The organism is Saccharopolyspora karakumensis, assembly GCF_004349225.1.
In the GTDB taxonomy this organism is placed as follows: Bacteria; Actinomycetota; Actinomycetes; order Mycobacteriales; family Pseudonocardiaceae; genus Saccharopolyspora; species Saccharopolyspora endophytica.
In genome coordinates this window covers 23811-41922 of the sequence record NZ_SMLA01000055.1, presented here as the reverse complement: position 1 = coordinate 41922, position 18112 = coordinate 23811, and the positions used below count along the sequence as shown (strand labels likewise).

At 69.5% G+C, this 18112-nt stretch carries 14 protein-coding genes; 4 read left to right on the top strand and 10 right to left on the bottom strand.

The window, feature by feature from the left end:
* Nucleotides 1–160: 160 nt before the first annotated feature.
* Entirely contained in the window at nt 161–1426 is a 1266-nt protein-coding gene (locus E1202_RS25865) for an SLC13 family permease (protein ID WP_132685734.1), read from the bottom strand.
* A 2-nt stretch (nt 1427–1428) separates the two neighbouring features.
* Complete coding sequence (locus tag E1202_RS25860) at nt 1429–2619, bottom strand: pyridoxal-phosphate-dependent aminotransferase family protein (protein ID WP_132685733.1); 1191 nt, start codon at nt 2617–2619, stop codon at nt 1429–1431.
* 170 nt (nt 2620–2789) lie between these two features.
* Here E1202_RS25860 and E1202_RS25855 point away from each other — a divergent pair, with 170 nt between their 5' ends.
* Nucleotides 2790–5672, top strand: a complete 2883-nt coding sequence (locus tag E1202_RS25855) for an FAD-binding and (Fe-S)-binding domain-containing protein (RefSeq protein ID WP_235879016.1) — start codon at nt 2790–2792, stop codon at nt 5670–5672.
* Between the two features lie 68 nt (nt 5673–5740).
* On the opposite strand, the gene E1202_RS25850 is transcribed toward E1202_RS25855, so the two are convergent.
* The 3 genes from E1202_RS25850 to E1202_RS25840 form a co-directional block, all read right to left on the bottom strand.
* A complete protein-coding gene (locus E1202_RS25850; RefSeq protein ID WP_132685732.1) occupies nt 5741–6679 on the bottom strand; it encodes an NAD-dependent epimerase/dehydratase family protein in 939 nt (312 codons plus the stop codon).
* Nucleotides 6680–6843: 164 nt separating this feature from the next.
* Nucleotides 6844–7047 carry a cold-shock protein gene (locus tag E1202_RS25845; RefSeq protein ID WP_132685731.1) on the bottom strand — a complete coding sequence of 68 codons (204 nt, stop codon included), beginning with the start codon at nt 7045–7047 and terminating at the stop codon, nt 6844–6846.
* 308 nt (nt 7048–7355) lie between these two features.
* Nucleotides 7356–8549 (bottom strand): Glu/Leu/Phe/Val family dehydrogenase, encoded by a 1194-nt coding sequence (locus E1202_RS25840; protein WP_132685730.1) that lies wholly within the window; start codon nt 8547–8549, stop codon nt 7356–7358.
* Between the two features lie 511 nt (nt 8550–9060).
* Between E1202_RS25840 and E1202_RS25835 the strand changes: the two genes are divergently transcribed.
* The 3 genes from E1202_RS25835 (at nt 9061) to E1202_RS25825 (ending at nt 14110) form a co-directional block, all read left to right on the top strand.
* On the top strand, nt 9061–9882 hold the full coding sequence (locus tag E1202_RS25835) for a hypothetical protein (RefSeq protein WP_132685729.1): 822 nt from the start codon (nt 9061–9063) through the stop codon (nt 9880–9882).
* Between the two features lie 317 nt (nt 9883–10199).
* Nucleotides 10200–11798: an amidohydrolase gene (locus E1202_RS25830; protein WP_132685728.1), complete on the top strand. Its 1599-nt coding sequence runs from the start codon at nt 10200–10202 to the stop codon at nt 11796–11798.
* A gap of 131 nt (nt 11799–11929) precedes the next feature.
* Nucleotides 11930–14110 (top strand): terpene synthase family protein, encoded by a 2181-nt coding sequence (locus tag E1202_RS25825; RefSeq protein ID WP_132685727.1) that lies wholly within the window; start codon nt 11930–11932, stop codon nt 14108–14110.
* Here the strand turns inward: E1202_RS25825 and E1202_RS25820 are convergent.
* From E1202_RS25820 to E1202_RS25795, 5 genes are all read right to left on the bottom strand, one after another.
* Nucleotides 14071–14901, bottom strand: coding sequence for a serine hydrolase (locus tag E1202_RS25820; RefSeq protein ID WP_132685726.1), 831 nt, complete (start codon nt 14899–14901; stop codon nt 14071–14073). The genes E1202_RS25825 and E1202_RS25820 overlap by 40 nt on opposite strands.
* A gap of 54 nt (nt 14902–14955) precedes the next feature.
* Complete coding sequence (locus E1202_RS25815) at nt 14956–15189, bottom strand: hypothetical protein (protein ID WP_132685725.1); 234 nt, start codon at nt 15187–15189, stop codon at nt 14956–14958.
* Nucleotides 15190–15472: 283 nt separating this feature from the next.
* On the bottom strand, nt 15473–16327 hold the full coding sequence (locus tag E1202_RS25810) for a helix-turn-helix domain-containing protein (RefSeq protein WP_132685724.1): 855 nt from the start codon (nt 16325–16327) through the stop codon (nt 15473–15475).
* On the bottom strand, nt 16314–16823 hold the full coding sequence (locus E1202_RS25805; protein WP_207918919.1) for a DUF6879 family protein: 510 nt from the start codon (nt 16821–16823) through the stop codon (nt 16314–16316). Before E1202_RS25805 ends, E1202_RS25810 begins: the two co-directional genes overlap by 14 nt.
* Before the next feature lie 298 nt (nt 16824–17121).
* On the bottom strand, nt 17122–18060 hold the full coding sequence (locus tag E1202_RS25795; protein ID WP_132685723.1) for an ornithine cyclodeaminase family protein: 939 nt from the start codon (nt 18058–18060) through the stop codon (nt 17122–17124).
* Nucleotides 18061–18112: the final 52 nt, after the last annotated feature.

Sequence of the window (18112 nt, the reverse complement as noted above, 5' to 3'; positions counted from 1 at the left end):
GTGTATAAGAGACAGCCCCGATCCCACCCCGAGTGATTTTCTCCGCTCTCCCCCGCTCACTCCTCCCACACCCCTCCGGAAGGATCTCAGTGGAACTCGGGAACCTGATTTCCAGCGGAATCAGGTTCCCGGGTTCCACTGGCAGGGGTTGGTTCTCGGGTCAGTTGATGCCTGGGGCGATCATGGTGAGCCAGACGACGATCGGGGCGATGACGACCATGGCTCCGCCGTAGAGGGCCAGGCCCTTGAACACCGAGTCGCGCTCGGGCTCGCGGGAGTTGGCGAGCATGATGGCGCCGCTGGTGGAGAACGGGCTGATGTCGACCACCGTGGAGGCGATCGCCAGTCCGGCGACCATGCCCGCGATCCCGACCTCGCCCGCGGCCATGAGCGGCACCGCCAGCGGGATCAGCGCGCCGAGCAAACCGGTGGACGAGGCGAACGCCGACACGACCGCGCCGATGAGGCACAGCAGGAACGCCGACAGCAGCGGGACTCCGATGCCGCTCACCGCCTGGCTGACGTAATCGACGGTGCCCAGCTCCTGCAGCACGCTGACGTAGGTCAGCACGCCGCAGATCAGCAGCACGGTGGGCCAGGTGACGTTCTTGACCGCGTCTCGGTGGGCCTGCGGCGAGATGATCCCGAGCACGACCGCGACGGTGATGGCCACCAGCCCGATGTCCAGCTCCAGGAACAGGGTCAGCACGACCATCGTCACGATGCCCAGCAGGGTCAGCGCCTTGTCCCAGCTCATCTCGACCCGCGCCAGCAACGTCTCGTCGCGCGCCGCGCCCGGCGCGTCGACGGTGACCGGGACTTCGGCGGTCTTGCGGCCGCCGAGCAGCACGAAGGCGACCGCGGCGAAGACGAGGTTGAGCACGAAGCTGGCGAAGAACAGGAACAGCGGACTGCCCTGCAGCCCGCTCTCGTCGACGACGCCGTTGACGATGACGCCGAACACCGAGATCGGCGAGAACCCTCCGACCATCGTGCCGTGCACGACCATCACCGACATCAGCAGCGGGCTGATGCCGTGCTTGGCGGCCAGCCCCATCGCGACCGGAGCGATGATCGCGACCGCCGCGGGCGGCACCGCGCCGATGGCGGTCAGCAGCGCCGAGACCGCGAGCATCACCCACGGAACCAGCGCCAGCCTCCCGCGCACCAGCTGCACCGACCGGTAGACCAGCCAGTCGATGGTGCCGTTGGCGCGGGCGATGGCGAACAGGTAGGTGACGCCGACGAGCACCATGAAGATCTCGCCGGGGAATCCGGCGAGGATGTCGTCGGAGCTCATCCCGCCGGCGAGGGTGCCGACGAGGAACGCGGCGGCGAAGGCGAGCGCGCCCATGTTGACCGAGAACACGCCGGTGATGACGAAGATGGCCACCAGCGCCAGGATCGAGATCAGTTCGGGCGACATGCTCAGTCCCCCGATCTGCCGGTCAGCTCGGCGATCGCGGCGGTGACGCCGCCCGGCCGGTGCGGGACTCCGGCCAGGGCGAGCCCGGCTTCGACGACGCCGAGGGTTCCGAGCAGCGTGGCGTCGTTGAAGGCGCCGAGGTGCCCGATGCGGAAGACCTTCTTGGCCACTTTGGACAGTCCCGCGCCGAGCGAGGTGTCGAAGCGCTCCAGGATGACCTCGCGCAGGTGGTCGGCGTCGTGCTCCGGCGGCATCAGCACGGCGGTCAGCGCGCTGCTGTAGTCGGTTCCGGGTGTCGTCCCGGGATCGCGGCACAGGACTTCCAGGCCCCAGGCCCGCACGGCCGCGCGGGTGGCCGCGGCGTGCCGGTCGTGGCGCGCGTAGACCTCGTCGAGCCCTTCTTCGAGCAGCATCGTCAGGGCTTCGCGCAGGCCGAAGAGCAGGTTGGTGGGCGGGGTGTAGCGGAAGTAGCCCTGCTTGCCGGCGTCGAGCAGCGGCTGCCAGTCCCAGTAGGACTTGGTGAGCTCCGCCGACTGCGCGGCCAGCAGCGCCTTGGCGCTGATGACGTTGAGGCCGATGCCCGGCGGCAGCATCAAGCCCTTCTGCGAGCAGCTGATGGTGACGTCCACGCCCCACTCGTCGTGCCGGTAGTCCACCGATCCCAGCGAGGAGATCGTGTCGACCAGCAGCAGCGCCGGGTGGTCGGCCGCGTCGAGGGCCGCGCGCACCGCGGCGATGTCGCTGACCACACCGGTGGAGGTCTCGTTGTGCACCACGGCCACGGCCTTGATCCGGCGCTCGGAGTCGGCGCGCAGCCGCTGCTCGATGACGCCCGGGTCGGCGCCGCTGCGCCAGTCCCCCGGGATCGTCTCGGGCCGCAGGCCGAGCGTGGCGGCCAGTTCGGACCACTGGTCGGAGAAGTGCCCCGTCTCGCACATCAGGACGGCATCGCCGGGCGAGAGCGTGTTGACCAGCGCGGCCTCCCACGCCCCGGTTCCCGAGGACGGGTAGATCACGACGTCGGCGGAAGTGCGAGCCACGGCGCGGAGTTTGTCGAAGACCTCCAGGGCTAGGTCGGCGAAGTCGGGGCCCCGGTGGTCGATGGTGGGCTTGGCGATCGCGTGCAGGACCCGGTCGGGAACGTTGGTCGGACCGGGGATCTGCAAGAAGTGTCGACTGCTGGCAACGGACATTCGTTCCTCCACGGTGAGGACGCTCTTCCGGCATGTGAAAACCAAGTCTCGGCGGCTTGAATTCTGTAGACAGCAAGCCGATCATGTCAAGTGGCTCACTTCCCCCTTGACAACGGTTCTAGCTGGTCACGGCCGCGAAATCGGCCGGAAAACGCTGGAAGGGAACCCCAGTGCGCAATGTCGCCACCGCAGGGATCGCCACCGAACTCGCCCGGAGCCTGGACGGCAACGTCCGCTTCGACGACTACACCCGCCACCTCTACTCCACCGACGCCAGCATGTACCGGGTCCGCCCGCTCGGCGTGGTCTTCCCGCGCCACGCCGAGGACGTCGCCACCACCGTCCGGCTGTGCCACCAGGCCGGTGTCGCCGTGCTGCCGCGCGGTGCGGGGACCAGCCACTGCGGGCAGACCGTCGGCGAGGCCGTGGTGCTGGACTTCTCCAAGCACATGAACCGGATCCTGGCGCTCGACCCGGAACGCGGGCTCGCGCGGGTGCAGCCCGGAGTGGTGCAGGACGAGCTCAACCTCGCCGCGGGAGCCCACGGGCTGTTCTTCGCGCCGGACACCTCCACCAGCAACCGCGCCACGCTCGGCGGGATGATCGGCAACAACTCCTGCGGTTCCCGCTCGGCCCGCTACGGCATGACCATCGACCACGTGGAAGGCCTGGAAGTCGTGCTCTCCGACGGCACTCCGGCATCGCTGGGCGAGCTGTCGGCCGCCGAGCTCGCGGCGAGGTCCACTTCGGACACCCTGGAGGGCCGGATCCACCGGCGGTTGCCGGAGATCGTCGACTCGGCGCGGCCGGGACTGGCCGAGCAGACCCAGCAGTTCTGGCGGCGCGCCGGCGGCTACCGGCTGGACCGGCTGGCCGAGGGGCCGTTCGACCTGGCGAAGTTCGTCGTCGGCGCCGAGGGGACGCTGGTGACCGTCACCGAAGCGCTGGTGCGGCTCACCCCGAAGCCGAAGGCGACCGTGATGGTCGTCGGGCACTTCGATTCCACCGCCGCGTGCATCGCGGGCACCGACGCGGCGATGCGCACCGGCGCCGCCGGCATCGAGATGGTGGACAACTTCATCCTCGACCTCGCCCGGCGATCGCCGCAGCACGAGCACCTCTTCGGCGCGCTGGAAGGAGATCCGCGCGCGCTGATGTTCGCCGAGTTCTACGGCGACACAGTCGCGGAAGCCGGCGCGGTCGCCGACGGGCTCGTGGCCGCGTGGCGAACCGACGGGCACGGCTACGCGACCAGGCTGGCCGCCACCGATGCCGAGCTCGCGCCGCTGCGCGCCCTGCGCAAGTCCGGGCTCGGGCTGCTGATGGCCGCGGGCGACTCCACCGAGCGGTCGGTGGCGTTCGTGGAGGACACCGCCGTGCCACCGGAGCACCTGGCCGAGTACACGACCCGGTTCGCCGAGATCCTCGACCACCACGGGCTGCGCGCCGGGTTCTACGGGCACGCCTCGGCAGGCTGCCTGCACGTGCGGCCGTTCATGGATCTCACCCGTCCCGACCAGGTCGCCACCATGCGCGAGGTCGCCGAGGAGGTCTGCGATCTCGCGCTGTCCTACGGCGGGGTGAACTCCAGCGAGCACGGCGACGGGTACGCGCGCAGCGAGTTCAACCGCAAGATCTTCGGTGACGCCGTCTACGAGGCGATGCGCGAGGTCAAGGCGCTGTTCGACCCGGACGGCATCATGAACCCCGGCAAGATCGTCGACGCTCCGCCGATGACCGAGAACCTGCGCGAACCGACGATCCCGGTGGCAGCGCCGCTGGACACGCACTTCGACTTCACCCGCTACGGCGGGATGCGCGGGGAGGCCGAGCGCTGCCAGCGCATCGGCGCCTGCCGCAAGCCCGACACCTCGGGCGGGGTGATGTGCCCGTCGTTCATGGCCACCCGCGATGAGGAGCACTCCACGCGCGGCCGGGCGAACGCCCTGGTGCTCGCCCTCTCCGAGCCCGACCCGAAGGCGGCGCTGGGCGGCGACCGGCTCAACGAGGTCCTCGACCTGTGCCTGGAGTGCAAGGCCTGCCAGCACGAATGCCCGATGTCGGTGGACATGGCCACGCTCAAGAGCGAAGCCCTGGCCCACCACCACGCGCAGCACGGGACCGACCTGCGGACCCGGATCTTCGGCGCCACCCGGCGGCTCTACCGGCTGGGAGCCATGGCCGCGCCGCTGACCAACGCGCTGGCCCACCCGAAGCCGGTGCGGGCCCTGATGCAGAAGTTCGCCGGGATCGACAGCAGGCGGCCGTTGCCCGGGTTCCGCCGTGACGACCTGCTGCGCTGGAACCGGTCGCGTCCCGCCACTCCGACCGCGCGGGGAGTCGCCCCGGGCGAGCGGGGTGACGTGGTGTTCCTCGCCGACTCCTTCACCAGCCACACCGAACCGGACATCGGGCGGGCGGCGATCCGCCTGCTGGAACACGCGGGCTGGCGGGTGCGGGTCGAGTCGCGGGTGTGCTGCGCGCGCCCGCAGATCTCCAAAGGCCTTCTCCCCCAGGCGAAGAAGGTGGCCGGGAAGCTGGTCGCCGAGCTCGCGCCGGAGGCCGAGCGCGGCGTGCGGATCGTGGGGTGCGAGCCGTCGTGCGTGTCGACGCTGTGCGACGAGCACCCCCAGCTGCTGGGCGATTCGCGGGTGGCCGGCAGCGCGAGCCTCGTCGAGGACCTGCTCCTGGAAGCCCTGGAGGACGGCACCCTCGCGCCGTCGCCAGGACCGGAGAAGGTCCTGTTCCACGGTCACTGCCACCAGAAGGCGGTGCTGGGCACGACTTCGTCCGCCCGCCTGCTGGAGCACCTCTCCGAGGTCGACGTGCTCGACGCGGGCTGCTGCGGCATGGCCGGTTCGTTCGGCTTCGAGACCGAGCACTACGAGCTGTCGATGCGCATCGGCGGGCAGCGGCTCTTCCCCGCGATCGAGGGTTCGGCCGATGCGGCGGTGGCCGCCACCGGGGTCTCCTGCCGCCAGCAGGTCGCCCACGGAACCGGGCGCCACGCCAAGCACCCGGTCGAACTGCTCCACGACGCCGTCTTCGGGTGACCCACGCTCGGCCGGTCGCGGTCGTGGTGCGAACCGTCCGGTTCGGACCACGACCGTCCGTCACCCGCTCAGGCGGGCCAGAGGCCGAAGAGGGAGGCGAAGCCCTCCCGCCAGCTCGGCCAGGAGGGCTTCCAGCCCAGGGTCTCGCGGAGCCGGAAGTTGCTCGCGCCGCGCTGCTCGGTGAGCTGGTGCACGGTCAGCCAGTCCAGCTGGGACTTCGCCTGCTCCATGGTCAGCGCGACCGGGGCGGGCGCACCGGCCATCCTGGCGTAGGCGGGCAGCCACTCGCTGGACTCGGCCGGCTCGTTGTCGACCACGTTGTAGGCGCCCGGATCACCGCCTTCGAGCAGCTCCAGGATCACTCCGGCGGCGTCGTCCACGTGGGTGAAGGAGGTGAGCCCGACCCCATCGCCGACCAGCGGCAGCTCGCTGCCGACCACGCGGGCGTGCACGTCACCGCCGGGCGCGTAGTGGGTGTCCGGCCCGTACAGCGAGCCGTAGCGCAGCGACACGCCCTCGATGCCGGAGCGGCTGAACAGGTCCTCCTCCACAGAGGCCGATGCCCGCACCAGGTCGCCCCAGCGGCCCGGGGCGTCGACCCACAGCGGGGAGTCCTCCTCGAGGACGTCGTGGCCGTGCGGGCGGTAGGCGGCCGTCATGCCCTGGGCGATGAACCGGCGGGCACCCGCGGTCACGGCGGCGTCCATCAGGTTCTTGGTGCCCCGCTCGCGGAGTTTCGCCGTGCGCTGCAGGGCTTCCTGCGGGTCGGCCGCGCCGAAGGCGGAGCTCTGGTCGATCACGACGTCGGGAGCAGCGCGGCGCAGCTGTATGCGCAGCGCATCGGGATCCAGGAGATCGACCGCCGCGATCTCGTCGACGGACAGCTCTTCCAACCGGTCGGCTTTGCGCGCCAGCGCCGTCACGTGGTGACCGCGCTCCCGCAGCAGCGGCAGCAACGCCCTCCCGACCACACCTGTCGCACCGGCGACAACCACACGCAGGGGCATTCCCCGGAACCTCGCATCTGGTCAAACGTCAGCGAGCCCTGAGGCTACCCCGGAACCCCTTGCCCCATCGGGTGAAACTCGCCGGTGATCGGCGAGAGGAAGATCATCTGCGACGAGCGGCGGGTCGGCGGTCACGACCCGCCACCCGTCAGACGGAGGAAGTGTCACACCGTGCGGATGCCGGCCGCCTGCGGGCCCTTGGGGCCCTGGGCGATCTCGAACTCCACGCGCTGGTTCTCCTCCAGCATGCGGAAACCCGTGGCATCGATGGCGGAGTAGTGGGCGAAGACGTCAGCGCCACCGCCGTCCGGGGTGATGAACCCGTAGCCCTTCTCGGCGTTGAACCACTTGACCGTACCGCTTGCCATTCCTTGTTCTCCCGTTTCTGCTGACCAGGGCCAACACCGCGCCGACCCCTGGTTGCCAGAGCCGATCACCGGCAGCCCGCGGAGCGACCACGGCACAAAAAAAGCGCCTGCGTTCTGGCAGGCACTCTTTCCAGTACTGCAAGGACCAAAACCGCAACCACGAGTCACGCTAGCACCACGGTTGCGGGTTGTCACACGTTGATCGCAGCCAGTCAACATGAGACCGTATCCGGTCCGCCGCAGCGCTTTTCAGCCGCCGGACGTCGTGGCCCCCGGGCCGGTCTCGACCCGGGGACCGCGACGCGCCGTCACGGGATGCTCAGCAGCGCCTGCCCGCTCTCCTCGGCGACCCGGTTCTGCTCGTTCCGCCGCTCGGCCAGCATCAGCGCCGCGTCGCGCGGGGTGTGCCCCTCGGTGTCCCACGCCGCGAGCAGCAGCGGGATCTTGGCCAGCATCTCCTCGCGCAGCACCTGGAAGGACAGCACCGGGTCGGCGTCCACCCTGCCCAGCAGCAGCCACCACGCCCACGCCGCGGCGCCGGCGTTGGCCACGAAGTCCGGGATCACCGGGATGCCGCGGGTCGCCAGCAACTCCTCGGCCTCGGGCGTGACCGGGTTGTTGGCCGCCTCGACGATCACCCGCGCCGCCACGTCCGGCACCTGGTTGGTGCCGATGGCGAAGGAGACCGCGGCCGGGATCAGCACGTCGACCTCCTGCGAGAGCACGGCCTCGCGCGGCAGCCGCAGGACGTCGGCCGGGACCTGGTCGCGGTCGATCTCGCCGAAGCGGTCGCGGGTCTCCAGCAGAGCCGGGACGTCCAGGCCGTCCGGGTGGTGGAGGGTTCCGGCCGCATCGGCCAGGGCCACCACCTTCAGGCCCGCTTCGTGCAGGTAGTAGGCGGCGCCGCCGCCCATGGTCCCCACGCCCTGCACCGCGACGGTGGTTTCGTGCGCCGCCCAGTCGCGGGCCTGCACCACGCCCAGGCAGCACTGGGCGACGCCGTAGCCGCCGACCACGTCACCGAGCAGCAGGCCACCCGGCACCGGCGCGTTGAGCCCGGCCCGGACCCGGCGCAGCGTGCGCTCCGCGTCCGGCGCCCGGCGGATCGCCGCGTGGTAGGACTGGTGCATTCCGAGCTCTTCGAAGGCCTCGTCGATCAGGTGCTGGGGCACGCCCAGGTCCTCGGCGGTCACCCAGTGCGCGTCCAGCCACGGACGCATCGCCTGGAGGTAGCGCCGGAGCACTCCCTTGGCCTGCGGATCCTTCGGATCGCAGTCGATACCGCCCTTGGCTCCGCCCACGGGCAGCTCGAACACCGCGGTCTTGCGGGCCATGCCGCGCGCCAGGTGCTCGACTTCTTCCATCGTGCAACCGGCACGCATCCGAGTCCCACCGGTGGCCAGGCCCGACACCAGGGTGTGCACGACCAGGAAGCCATTGCTTCCCGTCACCGGATCCGTCCAAGTCACCTTCATGAGCGGTTCGCCGCCGACGAGTCCCATGGGCGAATACCTCCTTTCAGAGCGCATACGAGGTTGGGTAACTCGATCGGGCTATGCCGACATAGGGCGGGATTGCCGCCCTGGTTGTCGGAATAGCCCGATCAGATATGTGCTAACTCGAAGAGTTCGGTTGTGGGAAGAAGATCCACGGACCCGGCCGGACGCGGAAGTCGATTGATCTCGGTTCGCATGAGCACCTCCCGCGTTGGCCGGAATGGCTCGAAGCTAAGGCCGGGGAAGTGAGATTGTCAACAATCGTCGGTTCGGACAACCGTTACGGCGTCGGAACAGGTGCATGTCGGCAGGTAAAACGGCCGTATCCGGTTGGTGCGTAACGAGATCAACTCACCCGGCCCCGCCGGGGGCGTGTTGGTTCTAAGCTTCTGCGCGAAGGCCTCGTGATGCCTTCACCACCGCTTTCGAAAACCGTCATTCCAGAAAAATCGGCGGGGCTTGGAGCAGGGGTCACGGCGTGCATCGACCACGCTGCACGACTGGAAGGATGGGAGTCATGAGTCAACCTGAGCCGCCGGGATCGCTGGACGAGGCCACGCAGCAGCAGCTGATCCAGGAGATCGGCCGGGTGATCGTGCGCGCGCTGCCCCCCGGTTGGCAGGAGTCCACCACGGAGTACCGCGCGCTCGGCGATCACGTCGAGACGGTGTGCCAGCTGATCGCGCCCAACGGCAGCGCGATCCCGCTCGCCGCACCTCCGGAGGTCTCCGCCCTGTTCGGACAGCTGCGGTCCGGCATGCACCAGCCCGATCGGGGCACCTGGGTCAGCGCGGTCTACCGGCTGCAGCGACCCGGGAGCTACGCCGTCGACTTCAACGGCGACAACGAGCCGGACTGGCAGACCCCTCCCCCGCCTTCGGCCTACGCCGAAGAGCTGCGCAGGCACCCCCGGCCGGCGGAGGCGACGCCGCAGTGGCTGGCCGCCGGGACCGCGCAACCGGAGCAGTCGCGGCCGTCGCTGCGCACCGCCGAGGTCTTCGACGACCGCGGCAACCCGATCACCGAGCGTGCCGAGATCGGCCGCGCGGAGGCCGAACGGGTGGCCGACTACCTGGAGAAGGCACCGGTCGTGCTGGCCGCCCGCAGCTACGACAACGATCGCCTCGACCCGCAGCGCACGGCGACGGTCCCGATGACCTTCCACACCGACGGCAACTGGATCTGGCCGGGTGCGGTGGCCTACTACCTGCGCCAGCACGGCGTGGCCCCGGAGCCCGACCTGCTCAACCACATCAGGGCGCTCGGATTCCAGCTCCCCGAGATCACCGAACCCCAGCGCGAGCTGGCGGTGTCGGTGATCACGGGCGAACGCCGCTAGGAATTCTGGAGGAATCACTTTGCTCGTCGGTGCGGGTAGGGGAACCTGAGCGGCTCCGTGGACTCCGCGCACCGCTCCTCGAGTACGTCGATACGCGGCGTCGCGGCGTGCTCGCCACGAAGCCGCTGGAGAACCCCCCGGCGGTGCAGGCTGCTGGGGTGGTCACCAAGAAGAGAAAGTGGCTCTGCCACTTCGGCACTGCCGCACTCCGAGAGGCGGGACTGCTCTGACCGTCCCGCCTCTTCGTCCCTTCAGACCGGTCGATGTGGCCGGAACTGCTCGGTAACGGGGCGCCCGGCGCCTGCGACAATCAGCTCATGGCGGATGAGGTGGCGTTCGTGGGCGGCCCGGTGGCCACCATGGATGCCGCGCGCTCGTTCACCGACGCGGTGCTGGTGCGCGACGGCCGGATCGCGGCTGTCGGCGGCGAGGCCGTGCGCGAGCGGATCCGTCCCCGCACCGAGGTGGTGGAGCTGCGCGGACGCCTCCTGCTGCCGGGGTTCCACGACGCCCACGTGCACCCGGTGTTCGGAGGCATGCTGCGGTTGCGCTGCGACCTGTCGCAGGCCACCGACGCCGGCGACTGCCTGCGGCTGATCTCCGAGCACCTCGCGGAGTTCCCGGACTCGCCGTGGCTGCTCGGCGGCGGCTGGGACATGGCCCAGTTCCCGGGCGGGACGCCGACCCGGCGCGCGCTGGACTCGGTGACCGGCGACCGGCCCGCCTACCTGGTCAATCGCGACCACCACGGGGCGTGGGTGAACTCCGTGGCGCTGCGGCTGGCCGGCATCGATCGGCACACGCCCGATCCGCCGGACGGGCGCATCGAGCGCGATCCGGCCGGGCGTCCCGACGGCACCCTGCACGAGGGAGCGACCCGCCTGATGGAGCACGTGCTCCCGGCGACCGGTTCCGAGCAGTACCTCGACGCCCTGGCCGCGGGGCAGCGCCACCTGCACGCGCGCGGCGTGACCTCCTGGCACGACGCCATCGTCGGCCGCTACCTCGGTTACGACGACCTGCTGTCGACCTACCTGCTCGCCGACGAGCGCGGGCTGCTGACCGGCAAGGTCCGCGGAGCGCTGTGGTGGGACCGCGATCGCGGCGTCGAGCAGATCCCGGACCTGCTGGAACGCCGCAAGCGAGCGCGCGGGCGGAGGTTCCGCGCCGAGACGGTCAAGATCATGCAGGACGGGGTGTGCGAGAACGCCACCGCCGCGTTGCGATTGCCCTACTTGGGCCGCGACGGCCGGGGGTTGTCCTTCGTGTCCCCGGGCGAGCTGGCGGAGGCGGTGCCTCTGCTGACCGCGGAGGGCTTCCAGCTGCACTTCCACGCCGTCGGTGACCGCGCGGTCCGCGACGCCCTGGACGCCGTGAGCGGGAGCGGACCCGAGCTCCGCCACCAGATCGCCCACGTGCAGGTCGTGCACCCGGGTGACATCGCGCGGTTCCGGGAGCTCGGGGTGGCGGCGACGATCCAGCCCCGCTGGGCGGTCAACGACGCGGCGATGACGGAGCTGACGGTGCCCAAGCTCGGGCACACCCGGGCGACCTGGCAGTACCCGTTCGGCTCGCTGCGCGCGGCGGGGGCGGTGCTGGCGGTCGGCAGCGACTGGCCGGTGTCGGAGGCCGATCCGATGCTCGGCGTGCACGTGGCGGTCAACCGCAGCGAACCCGGTTCGGACGAGCCGCTGGGGCCGGAGGAGGCGCTGGACCTCGTCGACGCCCTCGCGGCCTACACGGTCGGCAGCGCGTGGGTGAACCACGTCGAGCAGCACACGGGTTCCGTCGAGGTCGGCAAGGCGGCCGATCTGGTGGTGCTCGACGCCGACCCGTTCGCGCTGCGGCCTGAGGAGATCGCCGGGTGCGGAGTGGATCTCACGGTGGTCGACGGGGAGTTCGTGCACCAGCGGTGATCTCGGCGCTGGGCCGGGCGGGCGATGTCGTTGCCCGATCGTGTGCCAACTCCGACGAGGCATTGGCGAGTACCCGGACGACTGGTTCCGTCAGCTGGCGACGGTGCACACCTCTGGGAGGCCGCTGACCCATGTCGTTCCGACTGCCCGAGTTCTACCTGTCCCACCCCGCCCGGTTGAACCCGAACCTGCAGCGCGCCCGCGAGCACAGCAAGGCGTGGGCCCGCCGCATGGAGATGATCGACGTCCCGCAGCAGGGCAAGGAGATCTGGTCCGAGGCGGACCTGGACCGCGACGACTACGCGCTGCTGTGCGCCTACACCCACCCCGACTGCGACGGCGACGAGCTCGACCTGGTCACCGACTGGTACGTGTGGGTTTTCTACTTCGACGACCACTTCGTCGAGCTCTACAAGCGCGACCCGGACCTGACCGCCGCCCGCGAACACCTCGACCGGCTGCGGGCTTTCATGCCGGTGGAGGGACCGATCACCGAGCAGGCGACCAATCCGGTGGAGGCCGGGCTGGCGGACCTGTGGCGCCGCACGGTGCCGTCGATGAGCGCCGACTGGCGGCGCCGGTTCGCCGACAGCACGAAGGCGCTGCTGGACGAATCCCTGTGGGAGCTGCACAACATCAGCGAGAACCGGCTGTCCAACCCCATCGAGTACATCGAGATGCGGCGCAAGGTCGGCGGCGCCCCGTGGTCGGCGAACCTGGTCGAGCACGCAGTGGGGATGGAGGTGCCGGCCGAGCTCGCCGCGACCCGGCCGCTGAAGGTCCTGCGCGACACGTTCTCCGACGCCGTGCACCTGCGCAACGACCTGTTCTCCTACGAGCGCGAGGTCACCGACGAGGGCGAGCTGAGCAACGGCGTGCTGGTCTTCGAGCGGTTCCTGGGCTGCGATTCCCAGGAGGCCGCCGAGACGGTCAACGACCTGCTGACCTCGCGGATGCACCAGTTCGAGCACACCGCGCTGACGGAGGTGCCGAGGCTGCTCGACGAGCGCGGGGTGGACCCGGCCGGACGGCTGGCGGTGCTGGGCTACGCCAAGGGCCTGCAGGACTGGCAGTCCGGCGGCCACGAGTGGCACATGGCCTCCGGGCGGTACCCCGAGGGCGGTGGCAGCCCGTCGGTGCTGGGCGGCCCCACGGGTCTGGGCACCGCGGGCGCCTACATCGCCAAGTCGCTGATCTCGACCGCACCGCAACGCCTTCGGAGCTTCACCAGGGTCCCCTTCCAGCCGGTCGGCCCGGTTCAGCGGCCCGCGCTGGAGGTGCCGTTCGAGCTCCGGTTGTGCCCGCACCTCGATGTCTCCCGGGAGCACGCGGTGGACTGGTCCCGGGAGATGGGGATGTTCGCCGACGCCCCGCCGGTGTGGGACGAGGCGGCGGTGCGGTTCAACGACCTGCCGCTGTGCGCCGCCGGGCTGGATCCGGACGCCTCGCTGGAGGAGCTCGACCTGGCCTCCCACTGGCTGGTGTGGGGCACCTACGGCGACGACCTCTACCCGCAGCGCTACGGCCACGTCCGCGACGTGGCCGGGGCCAAGGCGCAGAACGAGCGGCTCAAGCAAGTCATGACCGACACGGGTGAGCCGGGGATCGTGCCGGTGAACATGATGGAGCGCGGCCTGGCCGATCTGTGGCGGCGCACCACGGCTCCGATGAACGCCCGGGAGCGGCGATCGCTGCGCAACGCCGTGGAGGTGATGATCGACAGCTGGGTGTGGGAGCTGGACAACCAAGCCCTCAACCACGTTCCGGACCCGGTGGACTACGTCGAGATGCGCCGCGCCACGTTCGGTTCGGACATGACGATCAGCCTGGCGCGCTTCTCCCACGGCGACGTGGTGCCCCCGGAGCTCTACGAGACGCGTGCGGTGCAGAACCTGGAGAACTCGGCGATCGACTGCGCGACGATGCTCAACGACGTCTTCTCCTACCGCAAGGAGATCGAGTTCGAGGGCGAGGTGCACAACGCCGTCCTGGTGGTGCAGAACTTCCTGGACTGCGATTCCGAGCGCGCCTTCGAGATCGTGCACGGGCTGTTCAACGCTCGGATGGAGCAGTTCCTGCACGTCATCGACGTGGAACTGCCCGCCCTGTACCAGGAGCGGGAGCTCGCACCGGAGGCGCAGGAGGCGTTGAACCAGCACGCCGAGGAGCTCAAGGACTGGCTGTCCGGCATCCTCAACTGGCACGAGCAGGTGGCCCGCTACCGCGACTCCGAACTCCGGCACAACACGCCGATGAGCGGGATCCGCTCGCTCTACGCGCCGTCGACGCCGTGGGATCCGGTGCTGGGCTGAGTCATCGCCCGCCACGCGGCGAGCCCGATGGCGGCGATGGCCTCGACGCCGTCGCCGCCTCGGTAGCCCTTGGTGGACACCGCGTCGGTGAGCTGGTCGACGAGCACGGCGAGGACGACCTGCGGGGTGTCGTCGGTGCTCAGCAGCGCGACGTCGTGCCGAAGGCCCTTGATCTCGCCGGTCTTGTTCCAGCAGCGCGCGTTCTCGGGCAGCAGCAACGGGATTCGGTCGACGACCTGCTGCCGCGACAGCACGGTGAGGGCGTGCGCGGTCAGCTGGGGCGGCAGCGCGGTGCCCTCGGCGAGCGCGGTCAGGACGCGGGCCTGGTCGAGCGCCGTGGTCTGCAGGACGCCGGGAGCGTCGGTGTCCATGATGTGGCGCTCGATGCGGGTACCGGTGCAGCCCAGGTCGGCGGTGCACTCGGCGATCGCGGTGAAGCCCACCTGGTCGATGACGGCGTTGGTGGCGGCGTTGTCGCTGACCACGATCATGAGGTTGATTAGGTCGCGCAGCGATGCCCTGGGCACGCTGGGGACCTCGAACAGGACGCCGGTCCCCTTCGTCCGGTCGGCGGGCAGCTCCACCTGCGCGTCCAGGTCGAGCCGCCCGTCGGCGACGGCCCGCAACGCGGTGATCATCACCAGGACCTTGATCGTGCTGGCCGAGTGCACCTCGACCTCGGCTCCTCGCAGGACCGGCGCGTTCTCGCGGAGATCCCAGCTCGCGATGCCCACGCGCCCGGGAAGATCCCACTCCGCCAGCTCCGCCTCGAACCTCGCCGCGTACCCCACCCATGACCTCCTCAACACCGTTGTCGCCCGCCAAGGAAAGCACACCGAGCGCCTTCACCCGCGGACCCCGGCCCGCCTGGCCGCGGTCACCCGCAACCAGGCCCGGGCGCGTTGCTGCAGGCCCTGGACGTCCTTCCGCGACTGATCCACGGGGATCACCGCGACGCGCCGGCCGTTGCCGTGAACGCGGCCCGTGTCGCCTCGGAGCACGTCGATCGCCGGATCACCCCTCCCCCACAGGAAGGTGAACCCGCCGAGGAACAACCACTGGCACGGAATGCGGGCCATCGCTCACCGCCCGCAGCACGGGCAGCCGCACGACAGGAAGTGGTTCTCCGCGTGGAAGCCGACCGCGTCCCTGGCGGTCTGATCCATGTCCGCGACGACCCGGAAGCACGCCGGTCCACCGACCGGGCACACCAACCAGTTGCGACCGTCGACGAGAACCGTTGTGCGCTCCTGCGTTTCGCATCCAACCGGCGACCTCGGGGGGGTGTTCGGCACCGGGCCGCCCCTCGCTCAACATCACCATGACGCGAAATTAGACGCAGCGGACACCGCGATTCCAGTTCTAGTCAGGACCTCGCATAAACTCGTCGGCCACCGAACTCAGGAGCCGCCGAGCATCATTTTCCGAAACGGCTCGCTCCCGAAAGTAGTCGAACACGTTCAAGTGATACGAGATATCGCGGTAGTCCCGCAAAGCGACAGTTCCGGAGAACATTTCAACAGTGGCCAAGCGCTCGTCGTAGATCACGAATATGTTCAACGGTGGCGACGTGATCGAGGCTGTGTGCGGCAGGATTGCCAAGTCCACGTTCGGCCGCTCGGACACGGCAGCCATGTGCCGGAGCTGCGTCACCATCACTGACGCGGGCGCTTGCTTCAACCGAACCGCCTGCTCCGTCAGCAGGAAGCGAAACGTCCGCGATGCGTCGTCGAGGACTTCCTGAGCTTCCATCCGAGCTTTCACAGCGCGGTCGACGTCCCGCGCGGTGTCACCTTCGATGACCGGAGTGAGGACGCTTCTCGCGTACTCCGCAGCCTGAATGAGACCCGATGGGATGACCGGAAGGAAATGTCGAACCGTCTTGGATGCTTCGCAAAGCGCCTTGATCTCGGCCTGCCGCCGCCAGATCCCCAGCCGGGCTGCCGAACGAGCCGAGACGTAATCAACATTGGCCGATCGCGCGGCCGTGAGGATGTCGAATTGGGCGTCCGCCGGCACATCGAGCGCCCGCATGATCCGTTCGACATCGGCAACACTGGGAAGGACCCGACCAGATTTAATCCTGCTGATCTTGGACTGCGACATGGCAGCACGAGCGGCCAGCCTCTCCCCAGAGAGCCCGGCCGCTTTGCGCAACTGCTTCAGCGAATCAGCTAAGTCCCTGCGATCGCGCTTCTCGTTCTCAGGTTCCAGCATTGAACTCGTGGAAGGGAACCGCGTGCGCAAGTGCTGTATCGCGCCACTTCCGGTACTTCGAGAGGTCCGGATTTTCGAGCTGCTCCCGGTTGATCATCGTACCGTCAGGGTTGAAGTTGAGATCAACGACGATCTCATCGTCGAAGAGCCAGAAGTCCTGAGACGGCAGATCAAGGTCGAGCTCAGTCAGATCCAGAACCCGAATGTCCTCCCCCGCCTTGATGTTGCCAGGAATCGCCCACTCGAACTGATGCCGCAGGTACTCGGTGAGCGGCCTGCGGACCACGCGGACACGTCCCATGGACACACCGCGTTCGACATAGCCCGAAACACGCTCGTGCCAGGCGGAGTTGAATCCCTCGGGCATGGGTTTCCCAGCACGCCAGAGCTCCAGTTCATCCTGCTCACCAGGCATGGTGTAAGTCGGCTGAGCCTCGAACCGCCACGCTGAGCTATGACAGTTCGCGAACCGCTCACGCAGGTTCGAAAGGAACACTATTGACCTCCTGAAGGGCTCCAACAGCGGCAAGAACAACTTCCGGGGGAAGCTCGACGGCGGCCTCCTCATCTCCCAGGGTGAGCCCTTCCGTGCCCACTTCGACCGGCACCCCCTGGATCACGGCCGTCCCCTGTCGGACACGTACACGGCAGGACAGTTCTCGTCCTTGCACTCCGTCACCTTGGATAGCTTCATGGCTCCATGATTCGTCGCGCTCAAACGATTGATCAAGCTCCAGGAGGTTTTATGCACGATGCTGGGTAACCATCACCCGCATGTGCCACGCCGGAGGCCATCAGAGCAGGCCGAGCACTGCGAGGGCTGCTGCTGCGTCTTGGACTCCGATTCCGACGCTGTTGTAGAAGATGAGGTCCTCGGCGGACTTTCGGCCCGGGGATTGGGCGGTGAGGATCGCGCCGAGCGGGGTCAGGGCGTCCCGGTCGAGGTCGCCGGTGTCGAGGGCGGCCATGATCGGGCCCGCGTGGTGGGTGGCCGTGTCGACGTCGTCGACGACGATCCTGTCCGCTGCGCGCAGGAGGTCGCCGTCGACCTCTCGCCGGTGGGGCTCGAAGCTCCCGACGCTGACCACGGTGGCGCCCCGGGCGAGGTCCGCGGTCGCGACGACCGGGTCGGGACTCAGGGTGCAGGCGACCACCATCGCCGCGTCGCGGACCGCCTCGGCCGACGCGGCGACCGCGCGGACGTCGAGCCCGAGCTCGCCGGCGAGTTCAGCGGCGGTCGACTCGCGGCGGGCCGCGTCGCGGCTGTGGATGCGGACCTCGGTGAGCGCGCGGACGCGGGAGATCGCCCGGACGTGCGCTCGGGCCTGGACGCCGGAGCCGATCACCGCCAGCACGTCCGCCTCAGCCGGTGCCAGGGCGTCGAGGGCGACCGCGCTGCCCGCGGCGGTGCGGATCTCGGTGAGGGTCGTGCCGGACATGGTCGCGGTGAGCGCGCCGGTCTCGGCGTCGAGCACCAGGACCGTGGCGTTGATCGACGGCAGGCCGCGATCGGCGTTGCCGGGGTTGACCGAGACGAGCTTGGCCACCGGTCCGTGCCGGGGCGAGAGGCGGCTCAGGTACGACAGGACCGTGTCCTCCCCCGTCCGGATCGCTGTTTTCGCAGCTTGCTGCACCTCTCCCCGGCCCAGGGATGCGAAGGCCAGGCGTTGCGAGCCGATCGCCGCGTCGTAGTCGAGGGAGGCGGCCACGTCCGCGTCGCTGAGGAGGTCCATGCGCACCGACGTTGGCACATCCGTTCGCCCATCGGAAGGCAGCCCCAGCGAC

Bases quoted from the DNA above. Each gene is read 5' to 3' on its own strand.
- E1202_RS25865 (WP_132685734.1), bottom strand. From the start codon at position 1,426: ATGTCGCCCGAACTGATCTCGATCCTGGCGCTGGTGGCCATCTTCGTC.
- E1202_RS25860 (WP_132685733.1), bottom strand. From the start codon at position 2,619: ATGTCCGTTGCCAGCAGTCGACACTTCTTGCAGATCCCCGGTCCGACC.
- E1202_RS25850 (WP_132685732.1), bottom strand. From the start codon at position 6,679: ATGCCCCTGCGTGTGGTTGTCGCCGGTGCGACAGGTGTGGTCGGGAGG.
- E1202_RS25845 (WP_132685731.1), bottom strand. From the start codon at position 7,047: ATGGCAAGCGGTACGGTCAAGTGGTTCAACGCCGAGAAGGGCTACGGG.
- E1202_RS25840 (WP_132685730.1), bottom strand. From the start codon at position 8,549: ATGGGACTCGTCGGCGGCGAACCGCTCATGAAGGTGACTTGGACGGAT.
- E1202_RS25835 (WP_132685729.1), top strand. From the start codon at position 9,061: ATGAGTCAACCTGAGCCGCCGGGATCGCTGGACGAGGCCACGCAGCAG.
- E1202_RS25830 (WP_132685728.1), top strand. From the start codon at position 10,200: ATGGCGGATGAGGTGGCGTTCGTGGGCGGCCCGGTGGCCACCATGGAT.
- E1202_RS25825 (WP_132685727.1), top strand. From the start codon at position 11,930: ATGTCGTTCCGACTGCCCGAGTTCTACCTGTCCCACCCCGCCCGGTTG.
- E1202_RS25815 (WP_132685725.1), bottom strand. From the start codon at position 15,189: ATGGCCCGCATTCCGTGCCAGTGGTTGTTCCTCGGCGGGTTCACCTTC.
- E1202_RS25810 (WP_132685724.1), bottom strand. From the start codon at position 16,327: ATGCTGGAACCTGAGAACGAGAAGCGCGATCGCAGGGACTTAGCTGAT.
- E1202_RS25795 (WP_132685723.1), bottom strand. From the start codon at position 18,060: ATGGACCTCCTCAGCGACGCGGACGTGGCCGCCTCCCTCGACTACGAC.